General features: G+C 26.7%; 21 protein-coding genes and 1 pseudogene. All 22 read left to right on the top strand.

The annotated features are described in order from the left end of the window. The first annotated feature begins 10 nt into the window (after nucleotides 1-10). On the top strand, nucleotides 11-1,024 hold the full coding sequence (locus tag H8R92_RS06515; RefSeq protein ID WP_186835026.1) for a FecCD family ABC transporter permease: 1,014 nt from the start codon (nucleotides 11-13) through the stop codon (nucleotides 1,022-1,024). Continuing rightward, nucleotides 1,014-1,988, top strand: coding sequence for a FecCD family ABC transporter permease (locus H8R92_RS06510; RefSeq protein WP_022168252.1), 975 nt, complete (start codon nucleotides 1,014-1,016; stop codon nucleotides 1,986-1,988). Before H8R92_RS06515 ends, H8R92_RS06510 begins: the two co-directional genes overlap by 11 nt. 13 nt (nucleotides 1,989-2,001) lie before the next feature. Continuing rightward, nucleotides 2,002-2,775: an ABC transporter ATP-binding protein gene (locus tag H8R92_RS06505; RefSeq protein WP_291663589.1), complete on the top strand. Its 774-nt coding sequence runs from the start codon at nucleotides 2,002-2,004 to the stop codon at nucleotides 2,773-2,775. A 403-nt stretch (nucleotides 2,776-3,178) separates the two neighbouring features. Beyond that, the gene (locus H8R92_RS06500) at nucleotides 3,179-3,481 is read left to right on the top strand and encodes an urease subunit gamma (RefSeq protein ID WP_022168255.1); all 303 of its coding nucleotides are present in this window, start codon (nucleotides 3,179-3,181) and stop codon (nucleotides 3,479-3,481) included. 18 nt (nucleotides 3,482-3,499) lie between these two features. Further along, nucleotides 3,500-3,826, top strand: a complete 327-nt coding sequence (ureB, locus tag H8R92_RS06495) for an urease subunit beta (RefSeq protein ID WP_186835025.1) — start codon at nucleotides 3,500-3,502, stop codon at nucleotides 3,824-3,826. Continuing rightward, nucleotides 3,826-5,541 (top strand): urease subunit alpha, encoded by a 1,716-nt coding sequence (gene ureC, locus H8R92_RS06490; RefSeq protein WP_186835024.1) that lies wholly within the window; start codon nucleotides 3,826-3,828, stop codon nucleotides 5,539-5,541. Before ureB ends, ureC begins: the two co-directional genes overlap by 1 nt. A gap of 52 nt (nucleotides 5,542-5,593) precedes the next feature. Continuing rightward, nucleotides 5,594-6,046: an urease accessory protein UreE gene (locus tag H8R92_RS06485; protein ID WP_186835023.1), complete on the top strand. Its 453-nt coding sequence runs from the start codon at nucleotides 5,594-5,596 to the stop codon at nucleotides 6,044-6,046. Between the two features lie 103 nt (nucleotides 6,047-6,149). Next, nucleotides 6,150-6,746, top strand: a complete 597-nt coding sequence (locus H8R92_RS06480) for an urease accessory protein UreF (protein ID WP_243166622.1) — start codon at nucleotides 6,150-6,152, stop codon at nucleotides 6,744-6,746. Between the two features lie 48 nt (nucleotides 6,747-6,794). Beyond that, nucleotides 6,795-7,409, top strand: a complete 615-nt coding sequence (ureG, locus tag H8R92_RS06475; RefSeq protein WP_186835021.1) for an urease accessory protein UreG — start codon at nucleotides 6,795-6,797, stop codon at nucleotides 7,407-7,409. Between the two features lies 1 nt (nucleotide 7,410). Then, complete coding sequence (locus H8R92_RS06470) at nucleotides 7,411-8,244, top strand: urease accessory protein UreD (protein ID WP_186835020.1); 834 nt, start codon at nucleotides 7,411-7,413, stop codon at nucleotides 8,242-8,244. Nucleotides 8,245-8,654: 410 nt separating this feature from the next. After that, nucleotides 8,655-9,203: pseudogene (locus H8R92_RS06465) on the top strand (magnesium transporter); the annotation flags it as partial. 102 nt (nucleotides 9,204-9,305) lie between these two features. Further along, nucleotides 9,306-9,992: a response regulator transcription factor gene (locus H8R92_RS06460; RefSeq protein WP_186835019.1), complete on the top strand. Its 687-nt coding sequence runs from the start codon at nucleotides 9,306-9,308 to the stop codon at nucleotides 9,990-9,992. Nucleotides 9,993-10,038: 46 nt separating this feature from the next. Next, nucleotides 10,039-11,382, top strand: a complete 1,344-nt coding sequence (locus H8R92_RS06455) for a sensor histidine kinase (RefSeq protein ID WP_186835018.1) — start codon at nucleotides 10,039-10,041, stop codon at nucleotides 11,380-11,382. Between the two features lie 254 nt (nucleotides 11,383-11,636). Then, entirely contained in the window at nucleotides 11,637-16,088 is a 4,452-nt protein-coding gene (locus tag H8R92_RS06450) for an InlB B-repeat-containing protein (RefSeq protein WP_186835017.1), read from the top strand. Between the two features lie 170 nt (nucleotides 16,089-16,258). Further along, on the top strand, nucleotides 16,259-17,614 hold the full coding sequence (locus tag H8R92_RS06445) for an ABC transporter permease (protein ID WP_022166995.1): 1,356 nt from the start codon (nucleotides 16,259-16,261) through the stop codon (nucleotides 17,612-17,614). 170 nt (nucleotides 17,615-17,784) lie between these two features. Then, the gene (locus H8R92_RS06440) at nucleotides 17,785-18,189 is read left to right on the top strand and encodes a hypothetical protein (RefSeq protein ID WP_022211926.1); all 405 of its coding nucleotides are present in this window, start codon (nucleotides 17,785-17,787) and stop codon (nucleotides 18,187-18,189) included. Between the two features lie 137 nt (nucleotides 18,190-18,326). Continuing rightward, nucleotides 18,327-19,010, top strand: coding sequence for a response regulator transcription factor (locus H8R92_RS06435; protein ID WP_022211925.1), 684 nt, complete (start codon nucleotides 18,327-18,329; stop codon nucleotides 19,008-19,010). Next, nucleotides 19,003-20,148 carry a sensor histidine kinase gene (locus H8R92_RS13505; RefSeq protein ID WP_022166998.1) on the top strand — a complete coding sequence of 382 codons (1,146 nt, stop codon included), beginning with the start codon at nucleotides 19,003-19,005 and terminating at the stop codon, nucleotides 20,146-20,148. The genes H8R92_RS06435 and H8R92_RS13505 overlap by 8 nt, the downstream gene beginning before the upstream one ends. A 39-nt stretch (nucleotides 20,149-20,187) precedes the next feature. Then, nucleotides 20,188-20,853, top strand: coding sequence for a response regulator transcription factor (locus H8R92_RS06425; RefSeq protein WP_022166999.1), 666 nt, complete (start codon nucleotides 20,188-20,190; stop codon nucleotides 20,851-20,853). Next, entirely contained in the window at nucleotides 20,853-22,331 is a 1,479-nt protein-coding gene (locus tag H8R92_RS06420) for a sensor histidine kinase (protein WP_022211924.1), read from the top strand. Before H8R92_RS06425 ends, H8R92_RS06420 begins: the two co-directional genes overlap by 1 nt. Before the next feature lie 110 nt (nucleotides 22,332-22,441). Continuing rightward, nucleotides 22,442-23,800, top strand: coding sequence for an ABC transporter permease (locus H8R92_RS06415; RefSeq protein ID WP_022167001.1), 1,359 nt, complete (start codon nucleotides 22,442-22,444; stop codon nucleotides 23,798-23,800). A gap of 11 nt (nucleotides 23,801-23,811) precedes the next feature. Beyond that, nucleotides 23,812-24,438 (top strand): ABC transporter ATP-binding protein, encoded by a 627-nt coding sequence (locus tag H8R92_RS06410; RefSeq protein WP_022167002.1) that lies wholly within the window; start codon nucleotides 23,812-23,814, stop codon nucleotides 24,436-24,438. Nucleotides 24,439-24,670 lie beyond the last annotated feature (232 nt).

The raw sequence follows: 24,670 nt of genomic DNA, 5'->3' as shown, positions 1-24,670 counted from the left end.
GGTGATGCAAGTGAAGTCTATAAATAAAAATAAATTTTTAATATTTTCAACTATAGGTATATTAGCAATAGGGGTATTTTTATTAATAGACATTTTAATAGGAATGAGTGATATAGGCTTTAAGGATATTATAAGTGCTATTTTTGATTATAGTGGAAGTAAAGAGGATTTAATAATAACAACTATTAGACTTCCACGTGTATTATTATGTATATTAGTTGGAGCATCTATGGCTATTTCTGGATTAATTATGCAAAACTTAACTAGAAATCCACTTGCATCATCTCAAGTTTTAGGAATAAATGCAGGAGCTACTTTATCAGTAGTTATAGTAATGGTATTTTTTCCTGCATTAGGATATAAAACAAAAATATTAGCATCTTTTTTGGGAGCAGGATTTGTAGGGGTAACTGTTCAAACAATAGGGAGAATTAGAAATTTATCACCATTAAAAGTAACATTAGTAGGAATAAGTATACAGTTATTTTTAAGCTCCATAACAAAATTTATAATGCTATTTAATGATAGTAAAACATCAGATTTACTGTTTTGGATGATTGGAGGAGTTCATCATGCTCAAATTACACATATAGTGGAGTTATTACCATGTTTTATTATATCAATACTTTTAATAATTAAAATATCAAATTCAATGGATACATTAAAAATGGGGGATGCCATAGCAATTAGCTTAGGAGAAAATATTAAAGTAATAAAAAGTATAGCAACTATAGTAGTAATTTTACTATCAAGTTCTTCTGTAGCAATAGCAGGACCAATATCATTTATAGGATTAATAACTCCTCATATAGTAATTAAGCTAGGAGCAAGAAATTTTAGAGAAAGTTTTATATTATGCGGTATATATGGAGCCAATTTGCTTTTATTATCAGATATAATATCTAAAATTTTAAAGTATCCTTATGAATCACCAGTAGGAATAGTAACAGCTTTTATGGGAGCAGTTTTTTATATAATACTAGCTAATAAAGAAATGAAAAGAGGTGGAGTAAGTGAAAAGTAAAAATACATTAATATTTACTATAAATATAATAATGTTAGTGCTTGTATCTTTTATAAGCTTACTCTTTGGAAGTAAGATATTAAATATAACAGATGTATTTAATGCAATATTTAATAATTCAACTTCAAAATACTCTTTCATTATTTTTGAGTATAGAATACCTAGATTATTAATATGTATAATGGTAGGTATGAGTTTAGCTGTAGCAGGGGCTATTTTTCAAGGTGTACTTAGAAATGCACTTGCATCTACTGATGTACTTGGGATAGGAAAAGGAGCAGGCTTTTTTGCTTGTATGGCAATAAGTCTAGGTTTAAAAGAACCTATATCCTTATGGGCTATGGTTGGAGGGCTTTTAGCAGGAACTATTATTTATATACTAACTAAAAAAACAAATTTCAAAAATACTAGTATAGTAATAATGGGAATAGCTATAAGTGCATTATTTGATGCAGGAATACAATACTTAAATATAAGCAATTCAGAAAATATACAAACTATTCTTTTATGGTTAACAGGAAGTGTATGGGGAAGATATTGGAATGAAGTAAAAGTACTAACACCTTATGTAGTAATATTTATTCCATTAGCTATAGTATTAGCACATAAAGTAGATATATTATCATTAGGTGATAATATAGCTATTAATTTGGGTGAAAAGGTAAGTTTATTAAAAGTTGGCTTATTATTAATAGGAATAATACTTACAACTAGTAGTGTAAGTGTAAGTGGAACTATAGGATTTGTAGGACTTGTAGCACCACATATAGCAAAAAATTTAGTTGGATATAAACATATTTTAGTTATTCCATTAAGTGGTTTAATTGGAGCAATACTTTTAATTACAGCAGATATTATAGGAAGAACTATAATTGCACCAAGTGAAATTCCAGTAGGAATAGTAACAGCTATAATAGGAGCACCTTATTTCTTATATTTGTTATTAAGAAAAAAATCTAATTAGAAAGGTAGTAATTATAATGAGCTTAGATATAAAAAACTTAGTTTTAGGATATGAGGACAAAATAATAGTTAATAACATTGATATATCTATTTCAAAAGGTGAAATTACCATTTTAATTGGAGCAAATGGTTGTGGAAAATCTACTTTACTTAGTGGAATGAGTAGACTATTAATTCCTAAGGAAGGAAATGTATTTTTAGAAGGAAAATCAATACATGATTATAAACCTAAAGAATTAGCTAAAAAGTTAGCAATTTTACCGCAGGGACCAATAGCACCAGAAGGTATAACAGTAAAGGAACTTTGTTATTTTGGAAGAAATCCATATAAAAGTTTATTTGGAGGAAGATCAAAAGAAGATGAAGAAATAGTAAATTGGGCTATTGAGGTAACTGGACTTAAGGAATTTGAAGATAGGAAATTAGATTCATTATCTGGTGGACAAAGACAACGTGCATGGATTGCAATGTCATTAACTCAAGATACAGATATATTGTTATTAGATGAACCTACAACTTATTTAGATTTAGCATATCAAATAGAAATTTTAGAGTTACTAAAAGATTTAAATAAAAAGACTAAAAAAACAATAGTTATAGTAATACATGAATTGAATCAAGCTGCTAGATATGCAGATAATCTTGTTTGTATGAAAAATGGTAAGATATATTCAAAAGGTAAAGTACATGATATATTTAATGAAACAATGTTAAAAGATGTATTTGGTATAGATAGTATAGTAATTCCTGATCCTATTACTAATAGACCAATGTGTATTCCAAGATAGCAATATTTAAATGTGAGTATTATATCACTTCTATACATGAAACCCACAAAAATCATGATTTTTGTGGGTTTATTTTATAGACACAAGGTAATCTAAAATACATTGGTAAGTAAATTTATTTTTTTATTAATAAAATAAGAAAAAAAGAAGATATTCTTTAGGATGTAATATTATAAATATGGTTTTTTTCAGTTGTTTTATGGGATATAAACTTATTTATAAAAATATAATTAATAAATTCATTAAAAAATGTTAAATGTACTTAGTAAGTGAAATCTTGTATAAATATATTTAACGTTTTTTATTTTTTTATGCTAATTTTTAAATTTATGTATCTTAATTAGAAAATTACAAATAATACATAATATTTAATAAGGTAATATGAAAAGGGAGGAAAAAACAAGTGCATTTAACAGACAGAGAAAGAGAAAAACTTATGATTGTTGTTGCTGCAGATGTTGCAAGGAGAAGAAAAGAGAAAGGCTTAAAGCTAAATTATCCTGAATCTGTAGCGCTAATTACTAATGAGCTTTTAGAGGGTGCTAGAGAAGGTAGAGAAGTAAAAGATTTAATGGACTATGGTACAAAAATTTTAAGTAAAAGCGATGTAATGGAAGGTATACCTGAAATGATTCATACAGTTCAAGTTGAAGCAACATTTCCAGATGGGACTAAATTAGTTACAGTACATGATCCAATACGTTAAGAAAGGAGATAGACATAATTGATACCTGGAGAATTTATTATAAAAGAAGGAACTATAGAATATAACAAAGGAAAAGAAGCAATAAAACTTGGGGTGATAAATACCGGTGATAGACCTATACAAATAGGTTCTCACTATCATTTTTACGAAGTAAATGATTACTTAAAGTTTGATAGAGAAAAAGCTTATGGAAAGAGATTAGACATTCCATCTGGTACTGCAGTTAGATTTGAACCTGGAGATAAAAAAGAAATAAATTTAATAGATATTGGTGGAGTTAGAAGAGTTTACGGTTTGCGTAATTTAGTTGACGGATACTTAGATGGAAGGAGAGTAAAAGAATAATGAGTTTTGAAATTGATAGACATCGTTATTTAGAATTATTTGGACCAACAAAGGGAGATAAAATAAGGTTAGGAGATACAGATTTAATTATTGAAATTGAAAAAGATTATACAGGATATGGTGATGAGTGTAAATTTGGAGGTGGTAAGGTTTTAAGAGATGGAATGGGACAAAATGCAATTGAAAGCAGAGAAAATCCTATGGTTGCAGACCTTATCATTACAGGAGCTACTGTTGTAGATTATACAGGAATATATAAAGCTGATATTGGTATTCGTGATGGAAAGATTTTAGCTATTGGCAAAGGTGGTAATCCGTATACTATGGATGATGTGGATTTTATAGTAGCACCAAGTACAGAAGCATTGGCTGGAGAAGGGAGGATAATAACTGCAGGGGGGATAGATACTCATGTACATTATATAAGTCCAGATGTTGTTAATGCTGCATTGGAAGGTGGAATAACAACACTTATAGGAGGAGGAACAGGTCCTGTTGATGGAACTAATGCTGTTACTTCAACACCAGGAAAGTGGAATATTCATCGTATGTTACAATCTGCAGAAAGCTTTCCAATAAATCTTGGCTTTTTAGGAAAAGGTAGTGGAGCTAATATAAGGGTTACAGCAGAGCAAATTGAAGCAGGTGCTTGTGGCCTTAAGGTTCATGAAGACTGGGGAGCAACAAGATCTGCAATAGATTACTCTCTAAAAACAGCAGATAAATATGATGTTCAAGTTGCAATACACACTGATACTTTAAATGAAGGTGGATTTGTAGAACATACAATTGAAGCAATTGCAGGAAGAACAATTCACACATATCATACAGAAGGGGCAGGGGGAGGTCATGCACCTGATTTATTAAAAGTGGCTTCTAAACTTAATGTAATACCAGCATCAACTAATCCAACTAAACCTTTTACTATAAATACAATTGCAGAACATTTAGATATGTTGATGGTATGTCATCATTTAGATCCTAAAGTTCCAGAAGATATTGCATTTGCAGATTCTAGAATAAGGCATCAAACAATTGCAGCAGAAGATATACTACAAGATATGGGGGTATTTAGTATTATGAGTTCTGACACAATGGCTATGGGAAGAATAGGAGAGGTTATCACTAGAACATGGCAAACTGCAAGTAAGATGAAGAAGCAAAGAGGAATATTAGAAGGTGACTCTGAAGAAAATGATAACAATAGAGTGAGAAGATATATTGCAAAATATACAATAAATCCAGCATTAGCACAAGGAATATCACAATATGTAGGTTCCATAGAAGTAGGGAAAATGGCAGATTTAGTACTTTGGGATACACAATTCTTTGGTGTAAAACCACATCTGGTAATTAAAGGTGGTATGGTAAATAAATCAATAATAGGAGAAGCAAATGCATCTATTCCAACGTGTCAGCCAGAATTTTATAGAGATTGTTTTGCTGCATATGGAAAAGCAAAATATCCAACTTCTGCAACTTTTGTTTCTAAATACGCATATGAGCATGGCATAAAAGAAGAATTAGGATTACAAAAGTTAGTATTACCAGTAGGCGGAATAAGAAATTTAACAAAGAAAGATATGAAATTAAATAATGCAACTCCAAAGCTTGGTGTTGATCCAGAAACTTATGATGTCACTGTAGATGGAGAGTTAATAACTTGTGAACCAGCAAAAGAATTACCATTGGCACAAAGATACTTCTTATTCTAAGTTTAAAAATAAATTTAATATAATTTTTAAATCTTATAGGAGGGATTGAGAAATGATTTTTCATGAGATAATAGGAAATATTAATGAAATAGATGATTTAAATGGATATCATGTTGAAACAATATATTTAAATAGTGAAGATATGCTTAAAAGAATTTTAAGAGTAACTTCAGACCATAACAGAGAGTATGGAATAACATTAGATAATAACGAAAAATTAAAAGATGGTGATATTCTTTATAATGAAGATAAGAAACTTATAGTTGTGAAAGCTAATAGTGAAGATGTGTTAATTATTAAACCTTCAAGTATAACTGAAATGGGAGTAATAGCACACGCTTTAGGTAATAGGCATCTTCAAGCACAATTTGAAGATAATAAAATGATAATTCAATATGATAGGTTAGTAGAGGAAGAATTAAAAAGGGATAATATTAATTATTCTAGAGAAAATATAATTTTAAAAAAGGCATTTAAACATGTTGAATTTGCACACACACACTAAAAGTAATGAAGATAATATTATAAATGTATTGCGTGTTATTCAAATATGTGACTCTAACTTTCCTATAGGTTCCTTTAATCATTCATATGGTATGGAGAGTTATTTGAGAAATAACAAGATTACAAATGCAGAAAGTTTAAAAGAATACCTTGATGTGTTTTTAAACAATGTATTTATTTATAGTGATGGATTGGCAATTAGGATGTTGTATGAATATTTGAATAAGAATGAATGGGAAAAAATTTTAGAACTTGATAGAATGCTTACAGTTCAAACCATAGCTAAAGAAACTAGAAATGGATCAAAGCTTATAGCCAGCAGAATGATTAAATTATTTCTTGATTTATATGATAGTGACATTTTAAAAGAGTATGAAGAAAAAATAAATGGAAAGAAGGCTTTTGGTCATCCAGCTATAGTGTTTGGATTACTTATGTATTCTTTAAATTTTAATGAAGAGGAAGCTATAGTTTTTCATATGTATAGTACAATTTCAACACTTATTCAAAATGGTGTCAGAGCTATACCATTAGGACAAAAAGATGGTCAGATAATTCTAAAAAAATGCAGTGAGAGTTTTAAAGTTTTATATAAAAAAATTAAAAACTTAGATTATAGTTTTTTTGGTGCAAGTATTCCAGGTATTGAATTAGCTCAGATAAATCATGAAATACTAGAGTTTAGATTATTTATGTCTTAAAATCAAAAAAGAAAATTAAAATTAGTTATATGGTAAAGGGTGAGATATATGAAAAAACCAGTAATAATAGGGGTAGGAGGTCCTGTTGGAAGTGGAAAAACTTTATTAATAGAAAGAATAACTAGATTAGCAAAAGATGAATATAAATTTGCAGTTATTACTAATGATATTTATACCAAGGAAGATGCTAAATTTTTAGTGAAGAATTCTGTGTTAAGTGAAGATAGAGTTATTGGAGTAGAGACAGGTGGGTGCCCACATACAGCAATAAGGGAAGATGCATCAATGAATTTTGCTGCTATAGAAGAAATTAAAAGCAGATTTAATGATTTAGATATTATTTTTTTAGAAAGTGGTGGAGATAATTTAGCGGCAACATTTAGTCCAGATTTAGTGGATTTTTCTATTTACATAATTGATGTGGCACAAGGAGAAAAGATTCCAAGAAAAGCAGGGCAAGGAATGATAAAGAGTGATTTATTTATCATTAATAAAATAGATTTAGCTCCTTATGTTGGAGCAGATTTAGACGTTATGAGAAGAGATACATTAACCTTTAGAAAGGAAAAGACTTTTATATTTACTAATTTAAAAAAGGATGAAGGTGTAAATGAAGTCTTGTTGTGGATTAAAAAGAATTGTTTATTAGAAGGAATTAATTAATATGAGTAACAGTAAGTATGCAGGAGAATTTGAAATAGTATTGGAGAAAAAGAATGATAAAACTGTTATAAGTGAAAAAAGATTTGATGGTCTAATAAAATTATCTCCAACCATTCATCTTGATAGTGAAAAAATTTCAACTTATTTTATAGTTGGCCTTGGAGGAGGATATGTTGAAGGTGAAAAATATAAATACAGCATTAATCTAAAGGAAGATGCAAGATCAATTATAACAACTCAAGCCTCTACAAAAGTATATAAATGTATACATGGAGAGAAAACTGAACAAGAAACGTTAATAAGTTTAGAGAAAAACAGCATCTTAGAGTATATAACAGATAGTGTAATATTATATAAAGATGCAATTTATAAGCAGGTAAACAATATTTATATGGATGAAAGTGCAACGCTCATATATAGTGATGGAATTACATCTGGATGGTCAAAAGAAGGAGAAGAATTTCAATATAGCAATGTACAGTTAAAAACAAAGGTATATGTAAATAATAAAATAGTTTTATTAGATAATTTATTAGTAAATCCAAAAGAAGATGATGTTACTAAATTAGGCTTTTTTGAAGGATATCAAAACTTTGGAACATTACTTGTAATAAATAAAAATATTAATGTGGAAATTCTTGAGAATTTAAGAAATAATATTAATAATTTAAATTTGCCAATTTATTTTGGAATATCAGAACTTGAAGTAAGTGGATTTGTATTAAGAGTTTTGGGGAATTTGACTCAAAATATAGAAAGTGCAATAAATTTATGTCATAACTTTGTAAGAAAGAAATTTTTAAACTCCAAAGAGTTATCTATACGTAAATATTAGTAGTATAGGTTATGAATAAAGATGTTAGGAATAGTTTTAATCAATAATGGTATTAGCAGGTTGTATAATATAGATGAAAAATCAGCTAGAATTAAAATGAAAAGCTCATAATTTCTCCACAATTGTTTTGTAAACTTAAGAAGTAAACTGATTAAGGAGTGTGATTTATATGGATGATATACCTCTAGGAAATAATGAAATAAAAATATTAAATAGGATAAGTAGTTCATATATGGCACAATGTTTTAAATTTAAATAATCTTACTAATTTACTTGTGTATATATGAACTCTAAAGGAGGAAATTATGGCACAAGAATTATTAAGAGCAGTTCAAGAAAACAAAATGAGTGAATTAAGTCAACATTTAGATAAAAAATCTAAACAAAAGATGGATACTATTGAGAAAACTGAACAACTATATTTAAAAACTTCAGTTTGGACATTAGCAAAAAATAGAATAGTATGGCTTTTAATATTAATGATATCTGCAACAGTTACTGGAGCAATAATTCAAGGCTTTGAAGATGTTCTTCAATCAGTAGTAATATTAGCATCATTTATTCCAATGCTTATGGATACTGGTGGAAATTCAGGTTCTCAATCATCTACGTTGATTATAAGAGGATTAGCACTTGGAGAAATAACAACAAAAGATATTTTTAAAGTAATATTTAAAGAATTTAAAGTAAGTATAGTTGTTGCTAGTATTTTATCATCAGTTAATTTCTTAAGGTTATATTTCTTTACTAGTGCAGGATTTATGGTTTCACTTACAGTATGTGTAAGTTTATTTTTTACTATAGTGTTAGCTAAAGTTGTAGGAGGAATTTTACCTATAATATCAAAAAAACTAAACTTAGACCCAGCAATAATGGCAAGTCCTCTTATTACAACAATAGTAGATGCCTTTGCATTAATTGTTTATTTTACTTTTGCAAAAATACTTTTAGGAATATAATAGTTATAAAAAGTTGTCTTTAAGATATATTTAAGGGCAACTTTTTAAATGTTATAAAAAAATAGTTATAAAATAAAAGAAAAAACTTTTTGGAGGGTAACAATGACTAATATATTAATAGTTGATGATGAAGAAAAAATATGTGAATTTATAAAGGCTTTTTTAGATAATGAAGGATATTATGCAGATGTTGCTTATGATGGTAAAAGTGCTATAGATAAAATAAATTCAAAAAAATATGATTTAATAATATTAGATAGAATGCTTCCATATGTGAGTGGGGAAGAAATATGTAAATATATAAGAAGTAAATCACAAGTTCCTATAATTATGTTAACAGCTAAAATTGAAGATGAAGATAAGATTGATGGATTTCATTTAGGGTGCGATGATTACATTTGTAAGCCTTTTAATATAAGTGAATTAATATTGAGAGTTAAAGCAGTTTTGAAAAGATGTAATATTACTAGTTATGACAATGAAATAATAAAGTATGGGGAAGAATTAGAAGTAAATACTTCAACTCATGAAGTTAAGGTTAAGGGAAAAGAAGTTATATTAACAAATACTGAATATAAAATATTACTTACATTAATAAATAATCCTAAAAAAATATATTCAAGAGAAAAGTTACTAGAAAGTACTATTGAGGGATATTATGAAAAAGGTGATCGAGCTATAGACAGCCATATAAAAAATTTAAGACAAAAAATAGAAGAGGATTCAAGGAATCCTAAAATAATTCAAACTGTTTATGGGGTAGGATATAGGTTTGGATTACAAAAGTAAATTAAAGTCAATAAATAGCAAACTTATAATATCTTTCACACTTATTATGATTGCAACAATTTTATCAATAAAGTTGTTTGTTAATACAATTTTTAAAGATTCTTTTGAAAAGTATGTTGATGATAGCAATAAAGTAGAAGTAAATCACTTAATTGAATTTGACTTAAAAAACCTATATACAAATGAAAGTTGGAATACTGAGTTTATAGAGAATTTAGGAATAGAAGCTATTAGAAAAGGTATTGCAATTGAAATATATGATAAAAATGATAATAAGGTATGGAGTGTATTTGAAGATGAAAAAGTATTATCAGATAAAACTTTAAATGATATAAGCAAAAATATGAAGAGTATAGAAAAGCAATGGGATAATTATTTTGAAGAGTTAAAAGTTGATATTAATGATGATGAGAGTAATATTTTAGTGGGGTATGCGTATATAGGTCATTATGCATCTACTTATTATATGGAAAATGATGTTGAATTTTTTAATGCTATAAATAGGATTATAATTATAATAGGAGTTATTTCAATATCCAGTATTATAATAATTTCAATAATAATATCCAGATCAATAGCTAAACCTATCTCTAAGGTTTCAAAAATGACAAAATATATAGGTGAGGGAAATTATAAAAATAAATTAAATTACAAGAGTAATATAATGGAAATTGATGATTTAATAAATTCTATAAATAAGTTATCCAATGAGTTAAATGATCAAGAAAATTTAAGAAAGCAATTAACTGGTGATATAGCTCATGAACTAAGGACACCACTTACAAGTATAAAAGGTCATTTAGATGCAATTATTGTAGGGATTTGGGAACCTACTAATGAAAGGCTTAATAGTATAAATGAAGAAGTAAAAAGAATTACAAATCTTGTTGATGAATTAAGAAAGTTAGCTAAATTTTATAGTGGAAAAGATAATTTAAATAAAGAAATAGTTAATTTGAAAAATTACATAAAATCTATTGCTTATAATTATGAAGGTAAAGCTCTAGAAAAAAATATAGTAATTAAATATCAATTAGAAAATATAGAGGCATTAATTGATAAAGAAAAATTTGCTCAAGTAATTATAAATATATTATCTAATGCTATTAAATATAATAATGGAAATAATTCGATATATATTAAAGTTTTTAAGAAAAATAATAGTATCAATATAAGTATTAAAGATAGTGGAATTGGTATACCAAAAAGTGAATACAAGAATATATTTGAACGTTTTTATAGATTAGATAAATCAAGAGGTGCTAATGAGAAAGGCGTTGGAGTAGGACTTACAATAGCAAAATCAATAGTAAATGCTCATGGAGGAGAAATAGAAGTTTATAGTGAAATTAATAAGGGTTCTGAATTTATAATAAGTTTACCAAGTTAAAATATTATATAAAAATTGAATATGTAAGTTTATAACCTAAACATAATATGGGGTATAATGAGCTTGATAACAGAGTACAGGTAAGCATAGCATAAAGATTATTAACGAGTGGCTAAAAATTAACTATAGAAAAATATTCAGATATTGTTAGACTTAACGAATATAAAAATATTGAGTATATATAGTTTAAATTATAAGAAAGGGGGCTATATATCAAAATATAAATTATATTTTGATATATAGTAATTAATCATATGAAAAAATATAGTAAAAAAGTATTAGCAGCATCAAGTGTAATTACAGTTTTGGCTAACAATATAACTATAGCTAATGCCTCAGAATTAATTACAAGTAATGATGAATTTAATAAAAGTGTTTTATTAGAGAATCATCAAAGTACTGGGAAAAAAATATATGTTAAACAAATTCATGATGGAGTAGAAAATGGATCTGAAAGTAATCCATATAAAAGTTTTAGTACTGCTTATGAACAAGCAAAGGACGGAGATACAATTGTTTTAAATGGAAATGTAACTATTCTTGGGCAAGGAAGTGATGGAGCAGCTCCATTTATATGTAAAAAAAATATTACTATTGAAGGTATGGAAGGAACAGATGCTACATTAAACTCTAGAACTTCATTTCAATTAGAAGCGGATGTTGTACTGAAAAATTTTGCATGGTCTTTTCCAGGAGTGTCTGTAGATAATAGAGGAATATTTTTAAATGGTCATAAGTTAGTTATGAATAATGTTTCAGTTGAAAGTTCAACAGAAAAGAGTTGGCCAACAGTATATGGTAGTTCATCTGAAAGTATAAATAATAATGATTCAGAATTAGTAGTAGATAATACAACAGGAAAAAATACTATTTTTGAAAATATTTATGCTGGAAGTTATACAGGGAATTATACTGGAAATGTAACATTAAAGCTAAATAGTGGAGTTAAAATATTAGAAGATATTTATGCCAATGGAGTAAATGGTGGTGTAAATGGAAATATTAATATTAGTATTGGAAATATTTTTGCTAATAGTTTTAAGAAAGCAAGTAATCTTGGGCAAGCTAATTTAACTTTAAATAACCATAATGGTATGGCTGGAACAACTATTTTAGGTTTTAAAGACATTACATTAAACAATAGTAGTATTAAAATAAATGATGAATCTAATTTTGATGAAGTTAATGGAAGTTTAAGTTTATTAGGAGATAGTAAATTAGATATATCATCTAAAACAAATACATTAGATATTAAAGGTAACCTTTTAGGTGAAAATTCATCAAAGATAATTTTTTCTGAAAGTGGATCAATCAATGTAGAAGGTGCATTAAATGGAACACTTGAATTAAGAACAGAGGGAAATGATGCACAAACTTCAGGAATGATATTAGTAGATCATAAATATATTTCTGCATCTAATAATTCTACTGGACAAGTAATGTTTAAGCCATATTGGAATCAAACAATGTATGAATTAAAGTGTGAAAATGTTGATAATAAAAAACAATGGATTACTAGAGTTACAGATAAGCCTAAATTAGATAAAGTGGAAATAGAAGGAGAAAATAGAATTGATTTAAGTAATTATAGAGAAGAAGTTTATAATTTAGTATTTAAAGATATAAATGATAATTTACTAGAATACACTCCAATATTTGATTATAAAATTTTAGGGGTAGATGGACAAGAAGTATCAGAAGATGATATGTATCTTGAAGTTTCTGAAATGCAAAATGAAATGATTATTGAAATATATAATCCAAACTTACCTGTAGGAGATTATAAAATTATACTTACAGATACTTTAACTGGTAAAGAATTTATTCATGTAATTAAATTGTATAATAATGAAGAATCAGTTGTTACATTTGATTTTAATGGTGGTCATCAAAAAGATAACGTAGATATAAATAAAGCCTATTTTTCAGTAGGAAAAGATACATTAATAAATAAAATTGATGATCCAATAAGAAACGGGTATACATTTGAAGGTTGGTATACAGATACAAACTTTACAACTGAATGGGATTTTGAAAATGATAGTGTAAAGGAAGATGACATAACATTATATGCAAAATGGACAAAAAATAGCTATGATGTAGTATTTAACTCACAAGGTGGAAGTGAGGTAAAAGGACAAAGCGCTAAATTTGATGAAAAGATTGAAAAACCACAAGAACCAACAAAGGCTGGATATACATTTGCTGGATGGTATAAAGAAGAGCAATGCGAAAATCCTTGGGACTTCACAACGGATAAAGTACCAGCAAGTAATGTAACACTATATGCAAAGTGGACAAAAAATAGCTATGATGTAGTATTTAACTCACAAGGTGGAAATGAGGTAAAAGGACAAAGCGCTAAATTTGATGAAAAGATTAAAAAGCCACAAGAACCAACAAAAGCTGGATATACATTTACTGGATGGTATAAAGAAGAGCAATGCGAAAATCCTTGGGATTTCGAAACAGATAAAGTACCAGCGCATAATGTAACATTATATGCAAAATGGACAAAAAATAGCTATGATGTAGTATTTAACTCACAAGGTGGAAGTGAGGTAAAATGGCAAAGCGCTAAATTTGATGAAAAGATTGAAAAACCACAAGAACCAACAAAAGCTGGATATACATTTGCTGGATGGTATAAAGAAGAGCAATGCGAAAATCCTTGGGACTTCGCAACGGATAAAGTACCAGCAAGTAATGTAACATTATATGCAAAGTGGACAAAAAATAGCTATGATGTAGTATTTAACTCACAAGGTGGAAGTGAGGTAAAAGGACAAAGCACTAAATTTGATGAAAAGATTAAAAAGCCACAAGAACCAACAAAAGCTGGATATACATTTGCTGGATGGTATAAAGAACAGCAATGCGAAAATCCTTGGGACTTCGCAACGGATAAAGTACCAGCAAGTAATGTAACATTATATGCAAAGTGGACAAAAAATAGCTATGATGTAGTATTTAACTCACAAGGTGGAAGTGAGGTAAAAGGACAAAGCACTAAATTTGATGAAAAGATTAAAAAGCCACAAGAACCAACAAAAGCTGGATATACATTTGCTGGATGGTATAAAGAACAGCAATGCGAAAATCCTTGGGACTTCGAAACAGATAAAGTACCAGCGCATAATGTAACACTATATGCAAAGTGGATTTTAAATTCTACAGAACTAAATCATGCACCAACAATAAAAGCAGAAGATAAAGTATTACAGGTTGGAGATGAATTTAACCCATTAGCAGGAGTTACAGCAGAAGATGATGAAGATGGAAAAATCGTATTAACTGAAGCAAATATAATAAAGAATACAGTAAATATGAAAGAAGTAGGAACATATGAAGTTACATATAAAGTAACAGATAGCAAAGGCGCATCAGCAGTTAAGACAATAACAGTAACAGTAAATCCAAGGATTGAACAGTTAAATAAAGTACCAACAATAAAAGCAGAAGATAAAGTATTACAGGTTGGAGATGAATTTAATCCATTAGCAGGAGTTACAGCAGAAGATGATGAAGATGGAAAAATCGTATTAACTGAAGCAAATATAATAAAGAATACAGTAAATATGAAAGAAGCAGGAACATATGAAGTTACATATAAAGTAACAGATAGTAAAGGTGCATCAGCAATTAAGACAATAACTGTAATTGTTAAAAAAGGTAGTTCATTGGCACAAAGTATAACTATAAATAATAAAATTAATAGTTTATATGTAGGAAGTAATAAAGTATTTACTGCAATTGTAAATGCAGAGGCAGATATACAAGAAGTAGAATGGTCAGTAAATAATGAGAGCATAGCATCAATAGAAGTTACAGGAAATAGTGTTAAAGTAACAGCAAAGGCAAAGGGACAAGTAACTATAACAGCAAAAACTAAAGATGGTAGCAATAAAATTGATACTTTTACTATAAATATAGAAGAATATGAAAACAATGTAGTAGATTTTGTTACTAATATTATAGATACAAATGTTGTTTCAGCTATAACAGGTTCAGGAGAAAAAGAATCTCCATTACAAATGGAAGTACAAAATATAAGCTTAGAAAAATTTACTGGATTTTTAAATAGCATTAAAGAATTAGATGCATTATTAGAAGAAAAACGAATAGATGGAGACTTTATAGTTTATAAAATAAAAGTTAAAAACACATCATTGGTTTCAAGAGTTGTAAGAACTATTAAAAATGAATCTAATGATGAAGCATACATAGAATTAAGAATATCAAAAGAATTAGATAATGTAAGCGTATTTGAATCAAAATTAGAGGAAGTTATATCTAAAATAGATGATGAGAATAAACCAGGTGATGAGAATAAACCAGGTGATGAAAATAAACCAGGTGATGAAAATAAACCAGGTGATGAAAATAAACCAGGTGATGAAAATAAACCAGGTGATGAGAATAAACCAGGTGATGGAAATAAACCGGGTGATGAAAATAAACCAGGTGATGAAAATAAACCAGGTGATGAAAATAAACCAGGTGATGGAAATAAACCAGGTGATGAGAGTAAACCGGGTGATGATAACAGACCAAATAACAAAGAAAATTTAAATAATCAAATAAAAATGGAAGATAGTAAAAAAGATAAATTACCTGAAACAGGAAAAAGAAGCTTGTTAGGATATATAGGAGCATTTACTATAGCAGCAGGTAGTTTATTGTTAGGTAAAAATAAGAAAAAATAAATTTATTTTGAGAATCTAATAAAATATATTAAAGGTGATAAGGTTTATTAAAATATAGACCTTATCATTTTTTATAAAAAATAAAGTAAAAATAAATTGTATATTTCATAAATATTTCATATTTAATATATATAATATTCTTGAAGTAATTAATCTAGGAGGAATACAATATGAGTATATTTAAAAGGGCAATATTATATATAACAAGAAAAAAAGTAAAAAGTATTATTATGTTATTAATATTATTTGGTATGGCAACTGCAGTTTTAAGTGGTATTTCAATTAAAAAGGCAACAAATTTAACTAAACAAGATTTAAGTAGCCAGATAGCTAATAAATTTGAAGTTAAAGCTAATCTTGGAACAAATTTTGATGGAACAGTTCCTGAAAGTTTGATAAATAAAATTTTAAATGTAAATGGTATAAAAAGCTATGATGGAATGATTCAAGGTGCAGGTTTAGATTTTAAGGAACTTGATTATGTAGAGCCTAAAAAAAGTACAATTCAATATAAAGATGAAAGATATAATAATCTTTTTTCTGTAGAGGGACATGTTTCTACAGAACTTGATACTAAGTTTGTAAGTAAATCACTTAAATTAGTTGAAGGAAGACATATTGTTAGTACAGATAATGGAAAAGTATTAATACATAAGTCCCTAGCTGAGAAAAATAACTTAAAAGTTGGAGATATATTAAAAGCAACTAAGAGTACATTAGATTATAAAGCAACAAGTATTTCTAAAAATGAATATGAACTTGAGATTGTAGGTATTTTTGAAAGTGAAAATGATGAGAGTGTAGGAAGTAAATTAGAAATTCCAGAAAATCTTATAATATCAGACATTAATACTTTGAAAGCGTTATATAGTTACTCAGATGGAAATATTCAATATACAAATGCTGTATTTAACACAAGTAGTAATGTAGAAGATGTAATATCACAAGTTAAGAAGATTTCTGAAGATTGGAGCAAGTATACAATAGAAAAAAGTGAAGATACTTTTTTAGCTTTAAGTAAGACATTTGAGGTTTTAGATAAAATTATAAATATTGTTTTAATTGGAGCTATTATTGCAGGAGTATTAGTACTTTCATTAGTTTTAATATTCTGGATTCAAGGAAGAATTCATGAAACAGGAATATTACTTTCTATTGGCGTATCAAAATTTAATATTATATCTCAATATATTATTGAATTATTAATCATAAGTTTAATAGCTTTTGGATCATCTTATTTTTCAAGTAAAGCAATTTCACAAAATATAGGGAATGCAATAATTAATCAAGCTAGTAAACAAGCAGTGCAAGAAGTGCAAAATGGTTTTGGAGGAAATAATATAGGAAATGATTCTAATTCGTCTTTAGCAACGCGTACTATAGATGAGATTGATGTAAAGGTAGAATTTAAAGAATTAATTTATGTATATGTTATAGGAAGTGGAATTATAATTATTTCAGTATTATTATCTTCTGTGTCAATAATTAGATTAAAACCAAAGGAAATATTATCAAAAATGAGTTAGTAAATATTAAATTTAAAAAATTATAATTTCTTTTAAAATTAACAATGATTTTACATTGGATTTGTTATCATAAAAACATAGAAAGGATAACTAAAAAAACAAGACAGTTTAAAAGTATTAAAAGAGTTAAGTTATCAGAAAAGTTTTTGAGTAAGGAAGGATGATAAATTATGAAAAGATCAGTAATATTTGGAGTAGTATCATTAGCAATAGTAGGATTACTAGGCTTTGTAGGAGGTAGAGCAAGTAATAAAGAAGTAAGCAAAGCAAATAATAAAACTACAAGTTCATATAGCAGTAATGGAAATACACAGAATAATGTTGATAAAGAAATTGCAAATAGTAATTCGTATAGTAATTCATATAGCAATAAATATAATAATTCTTATAATAACTCAAGTAGTAGTTCATATAGCAATGAAGGAAGTGATGAGGATATTTCTTTTGAATTAAGTGAAGAAGATTTAGCAAATTTAAAAAATGGATTAGGATTAACAGTTAATGGACAAAAGGTAGATATAACTGGATTTGATGAAAAATTTAGAGAAGAAGTAAAAGCTGCTGGCTTTGAATAAACAAAAAAATAAAAATATTTATAATAATATTAAAAACCCCTGTAGTATAATTATAATTTTTATATTATAATTAATAAATAACTCCATATCGAATGATATGGAGTTATTTTATTAAATAAAATAGGAGAAATTATGTTATGAGATTATTAATTGTAGAAGATGAAGCTGATATAGTACATGCTTTACAGAGAGGGTTAAAAAATGAAGGTTATGCAGTTGATGTAGCAATTGATGGAGAAGAGGCTTTAGAATTTTTAAGTGTGAACACATATGATTTATTAGTTTTAGATATAAATCTTCCAGGTGTAGACGGATTTTATATATTAGAAAAACTTAGAGAAAGTGATATAAATACAAGAGTGATAATTGTATCCGCAAATAGAGAAATTGAAGATAGAATAAAAGGTTTAGATTTAGGGGCTAATGATTATTTAGTGAAGCCATTTGATTTTTTGGAGTTAACAGCAAGGATAAGAGCTCTTCTAAGAAGAGAATTTGCCAGTAAACCTTCAATTATAAATGAAGGAAAATTATCCATAGATTTATCGAAACATAAGGTTACATATGATGATGAAGCTATTAATTTAACACTAAAAGAATATTCACTTTTAAAATATTTAGTTCAAAATAAAGATAAAATTATAAGCTCAGAAGAATTAATAAATCATGTTTGGGATGAAAATGCAGATCCTTTCACAACAGTAATAAGAGTTCATGTATATTCTCTTAGAAAAAAATTAACAGCTGTTAGTGGCAATGAAAATATGATTAAAACTATTAAGGGAGTAGGATATTTATTTGGAGGAGACACTAGTGAATAATATAAAGATAAAATTAAAATGGAAGCTTACATTATTTACTATATTAATAATGACAATAACTAGTGGAATTCTTGTTTTTAGTATTAATTATGATGTAAGGCATACAGTTCCACAGTTAAAAGGAGTAATTAATTCAAATACAGGAGATGTTAAAATAGATTTAAATAGTGATTTTAAAGCTGAAATTGATAATATATCAATAGAATCTGCTATAGAGGAAACAACATCAAGAATTTACTGGCTTTCAATAACAACATTTATTTTAGTAGTAATAATTGGAGGTATGTGCACTTATTTTGTAGTAAATAATGCTTTAATTCCAATTGTGGAATTAAATAAAAATATAAAAAAAATAAATGAGGATAATTTAACTTCTAACTTAAGTGTTAAAGGCCCTAATGATGAAATTAAGGAACTTACAATTTCTTTTAATAAAATGATAGCAAAATTAGAAAATGCTTTTACATCCCAAAAGAGATTTAATTCTAGCGTGGCCCATGAATTAAAAACGCCATTAGCTGTGATTAAAACTAATATAGATGTTTTAAAAAGAAGCAATTGTAAAAGCATAGAAGAATATGATAAAACATTAGCAATTGTAGAAAAATCAATATTAAAGATGAACTTAATAATAGAAACAATGTTAGATATAATAAAGCAAGAGAATGCACCTTTAAATGAAAGTGTTAGTATAAGTGAAATATTAGAAGATATAGTAGATGACTTGGATATTATTGCTGATAAAAAAAATATACAATTAAAATTAAATACAAATAATATAAAGAGTAAAATAAAGGGAAATGAAATTATGTTATATAGAGCATTTTATAATGTAATTGAAAATGCTATTAAATATAACAAAATTAATGGAACTGTAAATATATTATGTAGTGAGGATTATAATATTATTAAAGTAAAGATTATAGATACTGGAAAAGGTATAAAAGAAGAGGAGTATGAAGAAATTTTTAAACCTTTTTATAGATGTGAAGGAATTAATACATATTCAGATAATGGAGTTGGACTAGGATTATCATTAACTCAATCAGTTATAAAACTTCATGGTGGGGAAATTAAAGTAAAAAGTAAACTAAATGAAGGAACAGAATTTAATTTAATTTTGCCATATATATCATAAATTAAACTTTAATAATTATATTTTATGAGGTGAAGAAATTTGAAAGTTAATATATTAATAGTTGAAGATGAAGTGGATATAAGAGAAGGGGTAAGTGAATACTTATCAGAAGTTGGTTACAATGTTATAAGTGCTGAAGATGGAATGCAAGCAATAGAAATATTTAATAAAAATAAATTTGATTTAGTAATTTTAGATATAATGTTACCAAAAGCCAATGGATTTATTGTGTTAAATAAAATTAGAGAAGAAAGTAATGTTCCTGTAATTATGCTAACCGCAATGAGTGATGATTATACTCAAATTATGAGTTTTGATGAAAAAGCAGATGACTATATTACAAAACCATTTTCAATAATATTGCTACATAAAAGAATAGAAGCTTTACTTAGAAGAAGATTAAAAGATGATGAAAGTAAAAAATGGTATTATAAAGATATTGAAATTGATTTTGAAGGATATTCAGCAAAAAAGAACGGTAACAATATAGATTTAAAACCTAAAGAAATAAAATTATTGGAATTATTATTAAAATATAGTGGAAAAGTTTTAACAAGAACTCAAATATTAGATAATATATGGAATATTGAAGAATCACCAAATGATAGGGTAATTGATGTATATATTAAAAATATTAGAAAAAAATTAGAGTTGGATTGTATAATAACAGTTAAAGGAATTGGATATAAATTTGAGGAGATGTAATGAAAAAATTAAAATTATTTTCAAAGACATACATATTTACAATGGCTTTAATAAGTATGATAATTATAATTTCACATATTTTAATATACTTAGGATTGCCAAAGGTATACATAAGTAATAAAGAAAAAGAAAGCGATAATATTATTGAAGATTTAATTAAAGAAATAAATAAAGTTGATGCTGATATAGAAAAGTCATTTAAATTAGCTGAAAATTTTTCAGAAAAGTATAATATTAAAATTTCATTAACATTAAATGAAGAAAAGAAAACTTTTCAAGGACATGAAGATGTTGATATATATTTAGATCAAAATTCAGTTAGTGATGAAACAATAGTACTTCCAGATATAAAAAGTGATAGTATTATAAAAGATTATGAAGAAGGTATCACAGGTTCTAAAAGTGAAGAGGATTTTAATCAATATATTAATATAAATAATTCATCAATAATAAAAAGTAAAAGCTTTAAGACAATAAATGATATAAATGGTAATATACAAATGGCCATGGATTTAGAGGCATTTACAGAAACTAGAGACGTTATATTAAAAATATTACCATACTCTATTTTAGTAAGCTTATTTATAGCATTAATAGCATCATATATATATTCTAAAAAAATTACAACTCCAATAAAAGAAATTTGTGATGTTACAAAAGAAATGGAAAACTTAAATAAGAGAGCTTTTTGCAAAGTAGAAACGGAAGATGAAATAGGTATATTAGCATATAACATAAATAATTTATATGAAAATTTATTAAATACAATTCTATCATTAGAAGAGGAAATAGAAAATGTAAGTAAATCTGAAAAAATTAAAGTGGATTTTTTAAGAAGTGCATCACATGAACTTAAAACACCGTTAATGAGTATGCATATAATGCTTGAGAATATGATACTTGGTGTTGGAAAGTATAAAAATCATGATATATATTTAGAAAAATGTAAGGAAGTAGTAAATCAATTAAGTAAGATGGTACAAGAAATTTTAGATACTTCAAGGCTTAATACTCTAGATAATAAAAATGAAAAGATAATAGATTTATCACAAATAGTAAATGAAATAGTAGATACATATAAATTAATAGCTAAATCAAGACAAATTAATATTAATATTAATTTAGAAGATTCTTTTAATATTAGTATAGATGAAAAATTATTTACAAAAGCTATTTCTAATATTATTTCTAATGCAGTAAATTATACTGATGAAGGAAAAGAAATAAGAATTTATATAAAAAATAATAAACTTATTATAGAAAATGACTGTACACCTATTTCTAATGAGCATTTAGAACATATTTTTGAAGCATTTTATAGAGTTGAGTTTGATAGAAATAAGAGTAGTGGTGGAAATGGATTAGGATTATATATAGTTCAGCAAATATTGACAACTACCAAATTAACTTATTCATTTAAACCAATTAAAAATGGAATGAAATTTGAAATAGATTTTAATAATAAAAATATTATTTAAGTAAAAAGAGCTGTCGCACTAAAAAATATATATACATTGTTATTTAATTTCATAAATATTTCATATTACATTGATAAAATGTGATTAAGTTAAGTGAGGAGGAAAAAACAATGAATGTATTTAAAAGAGCGAGATTATATATAACAAGAAAAAAAATGAAAAGTCTTATTATGTTATTTATATTATTTGGAATAGCAACAGCTGTTTTAAGTGGGATTTCAATTAAAAAAGCTGCAACTATAGCAAAGGAAAATTCTATTAAAGATATAGACAATAGATTTGAGGTTCAATCTAATTTTGCATCAAACTTGGATGATTCTGTTCCAGAAAGTTTGGTTAATAAAATTTCAAAGGTAGATGGAATTAAAGGATATGATGGAGTAATTCAAGGAGCTGCATTAGATTTTAAAAATCTTAATCATATAGATGCAGAAAAGAATGTAGTTCAATATAAAGATGATTCTGAATATGAAAAACTTTTTACAGTAGAAGGTCATACATCTACAGAGTTTGATACTAAATTTATAAGTAAATCATTTAAGCTGGTAGAAGGAAGACATATTGTTGAAAGTGATAAAAACAAAGTATTAATTCATAAGGCTTTAGCTGAAAAGAATAATTTAAAAGTTGGAGATAAAATAAAAGGAACTAAAAATAATGTTGATTATAATGTATCTTCAATGTCACCAGATGAATATGAATTTGAAATTGTAGGAATATTTGAAAGTGCAAATACTGAAAGATCAGGACATAAAACAGAGCTTTCAGAAAATCTTATAATATCAGATATGTACACTTTAAAAACTTTATATGGATACTCTGATGGAAATATTAAGTATACAAATGCTATATTTAACACAAGTGATAAAGCTGAAAATGTATTGCCAAAGGTTAAGCAAATTTCAGCTGATTGGAATAAATACACAATAGTAAGAAGTCAAGATACATTCTTAGCTTTAACTAAGTCATTCGATACTTTAGGTAAGATTGTAAATATAATTTTAGTTGGAGCATTTGTAGTAGGAGTAGTTGTATTATCATTAATTTTAGCGTTTTGGATTCAAGGAAGAATTCATGAAACTGGAATATTACTTTCAATTGGAGTATCAAAGTTTAATGTTATTTCACAATATATTATTGAATTATTACTTATAAGTGTATTAGCTTTCGGAGCATCATATTTTTCAAGTAAGGTAATTTCACAAAATATAGGTAATGCAATAGTTAATCAAGCAAGTAAACAAGCTGTACAAGATGTTGAAAGTGGATTTGGAGGATTTAACTTAGGAAATGATCCTAATAGTAACTTGCTAACTCATACTGTAAGTGAAATTGATGTAAAAGTAGATGCTAAAGAAGTAGTTTATGTGTATATTTTAGGAACTGGTATTATAATAATTTCAGTATTACTATCATCAGCATCAATAATTAAATTAAAACCAAAAGAAATATTATCAAAAATGAGCTAGGAGGGAGATAAATGTCAATTTTAGCATTAAATAAAGTAAATTATTCATATAAAAATGGAAAAAGTGTTTTAAGTGATGTAAGTATGGAATTTGAAAAAGGTAAATTTTACACTATATTAGGTGTTTCAGGTTCAGGAAAATCAACATTATTATCATTATTAGCTGGATTAGATGAGCCGAAAAGTGGAGCAGTTCTCTATAATAATGAAGATATAAAAATAAAGGGATATGAGAAACATAGAAAAAATAATATTTCGTTAATTTTTCAAAATTATAATTTAATAGATTATATGACACCACTAGAAAATTTAAAAATAGTTAATCCAAAAGCTGATAAATCAATATTAAATGATTTAGGATTAAAAGATGATGAAATTAATAGAAATGTATTACAATTGTCAGGAGGACAGCAACAACGTGTAGCTATTGCAAGAACATTAGTTGCAGATTCGCCAGTAATATTAGCAGATGAGCCTACAGGAAATTTAGATAGTGGAACAGAAGATGAAATTATAGAAATATTAAAAACAAGTGCACATAAGCATGGAAAATGTGTAATAGTTGTTACCCATAGTAAGGAATTAGCTAAGAAATCAGATGTTATACTTGTATTAAAGAATAAGAAGTTAACTATGTAATATATATAAAGACTACATTGAATTAATAATTTAATGTAGTCTTTATTTTTTTTAAAGTACAGGAAAGTATAAAATTTTCGATGGCTGAAAGTTATATGTTATCTAGCATTCAGCCTTTAAATATGTTAAATTTATTAATTATAAATTAGAGGTTTTTACATATGAAAAAAGGTAAAATAAAAATAATACTAGAAGATCACTGGCATGGGTTCTTAAAAATATATGAAAATAA

This window comes from Clostridium lentum (assembly GCF_014287815.1).
Taxonomy (GTDB): Bacteria; Bacillota; Clostridia; order Clostridiales; family Clostridiaceae; genus Clostridium; species Clostridium lentum.
The sequence above is the reverse complement of the archived record's forward strand: the minus strand, read 5'-3'. Positions and strand labels throughout refer to the sequence as shown.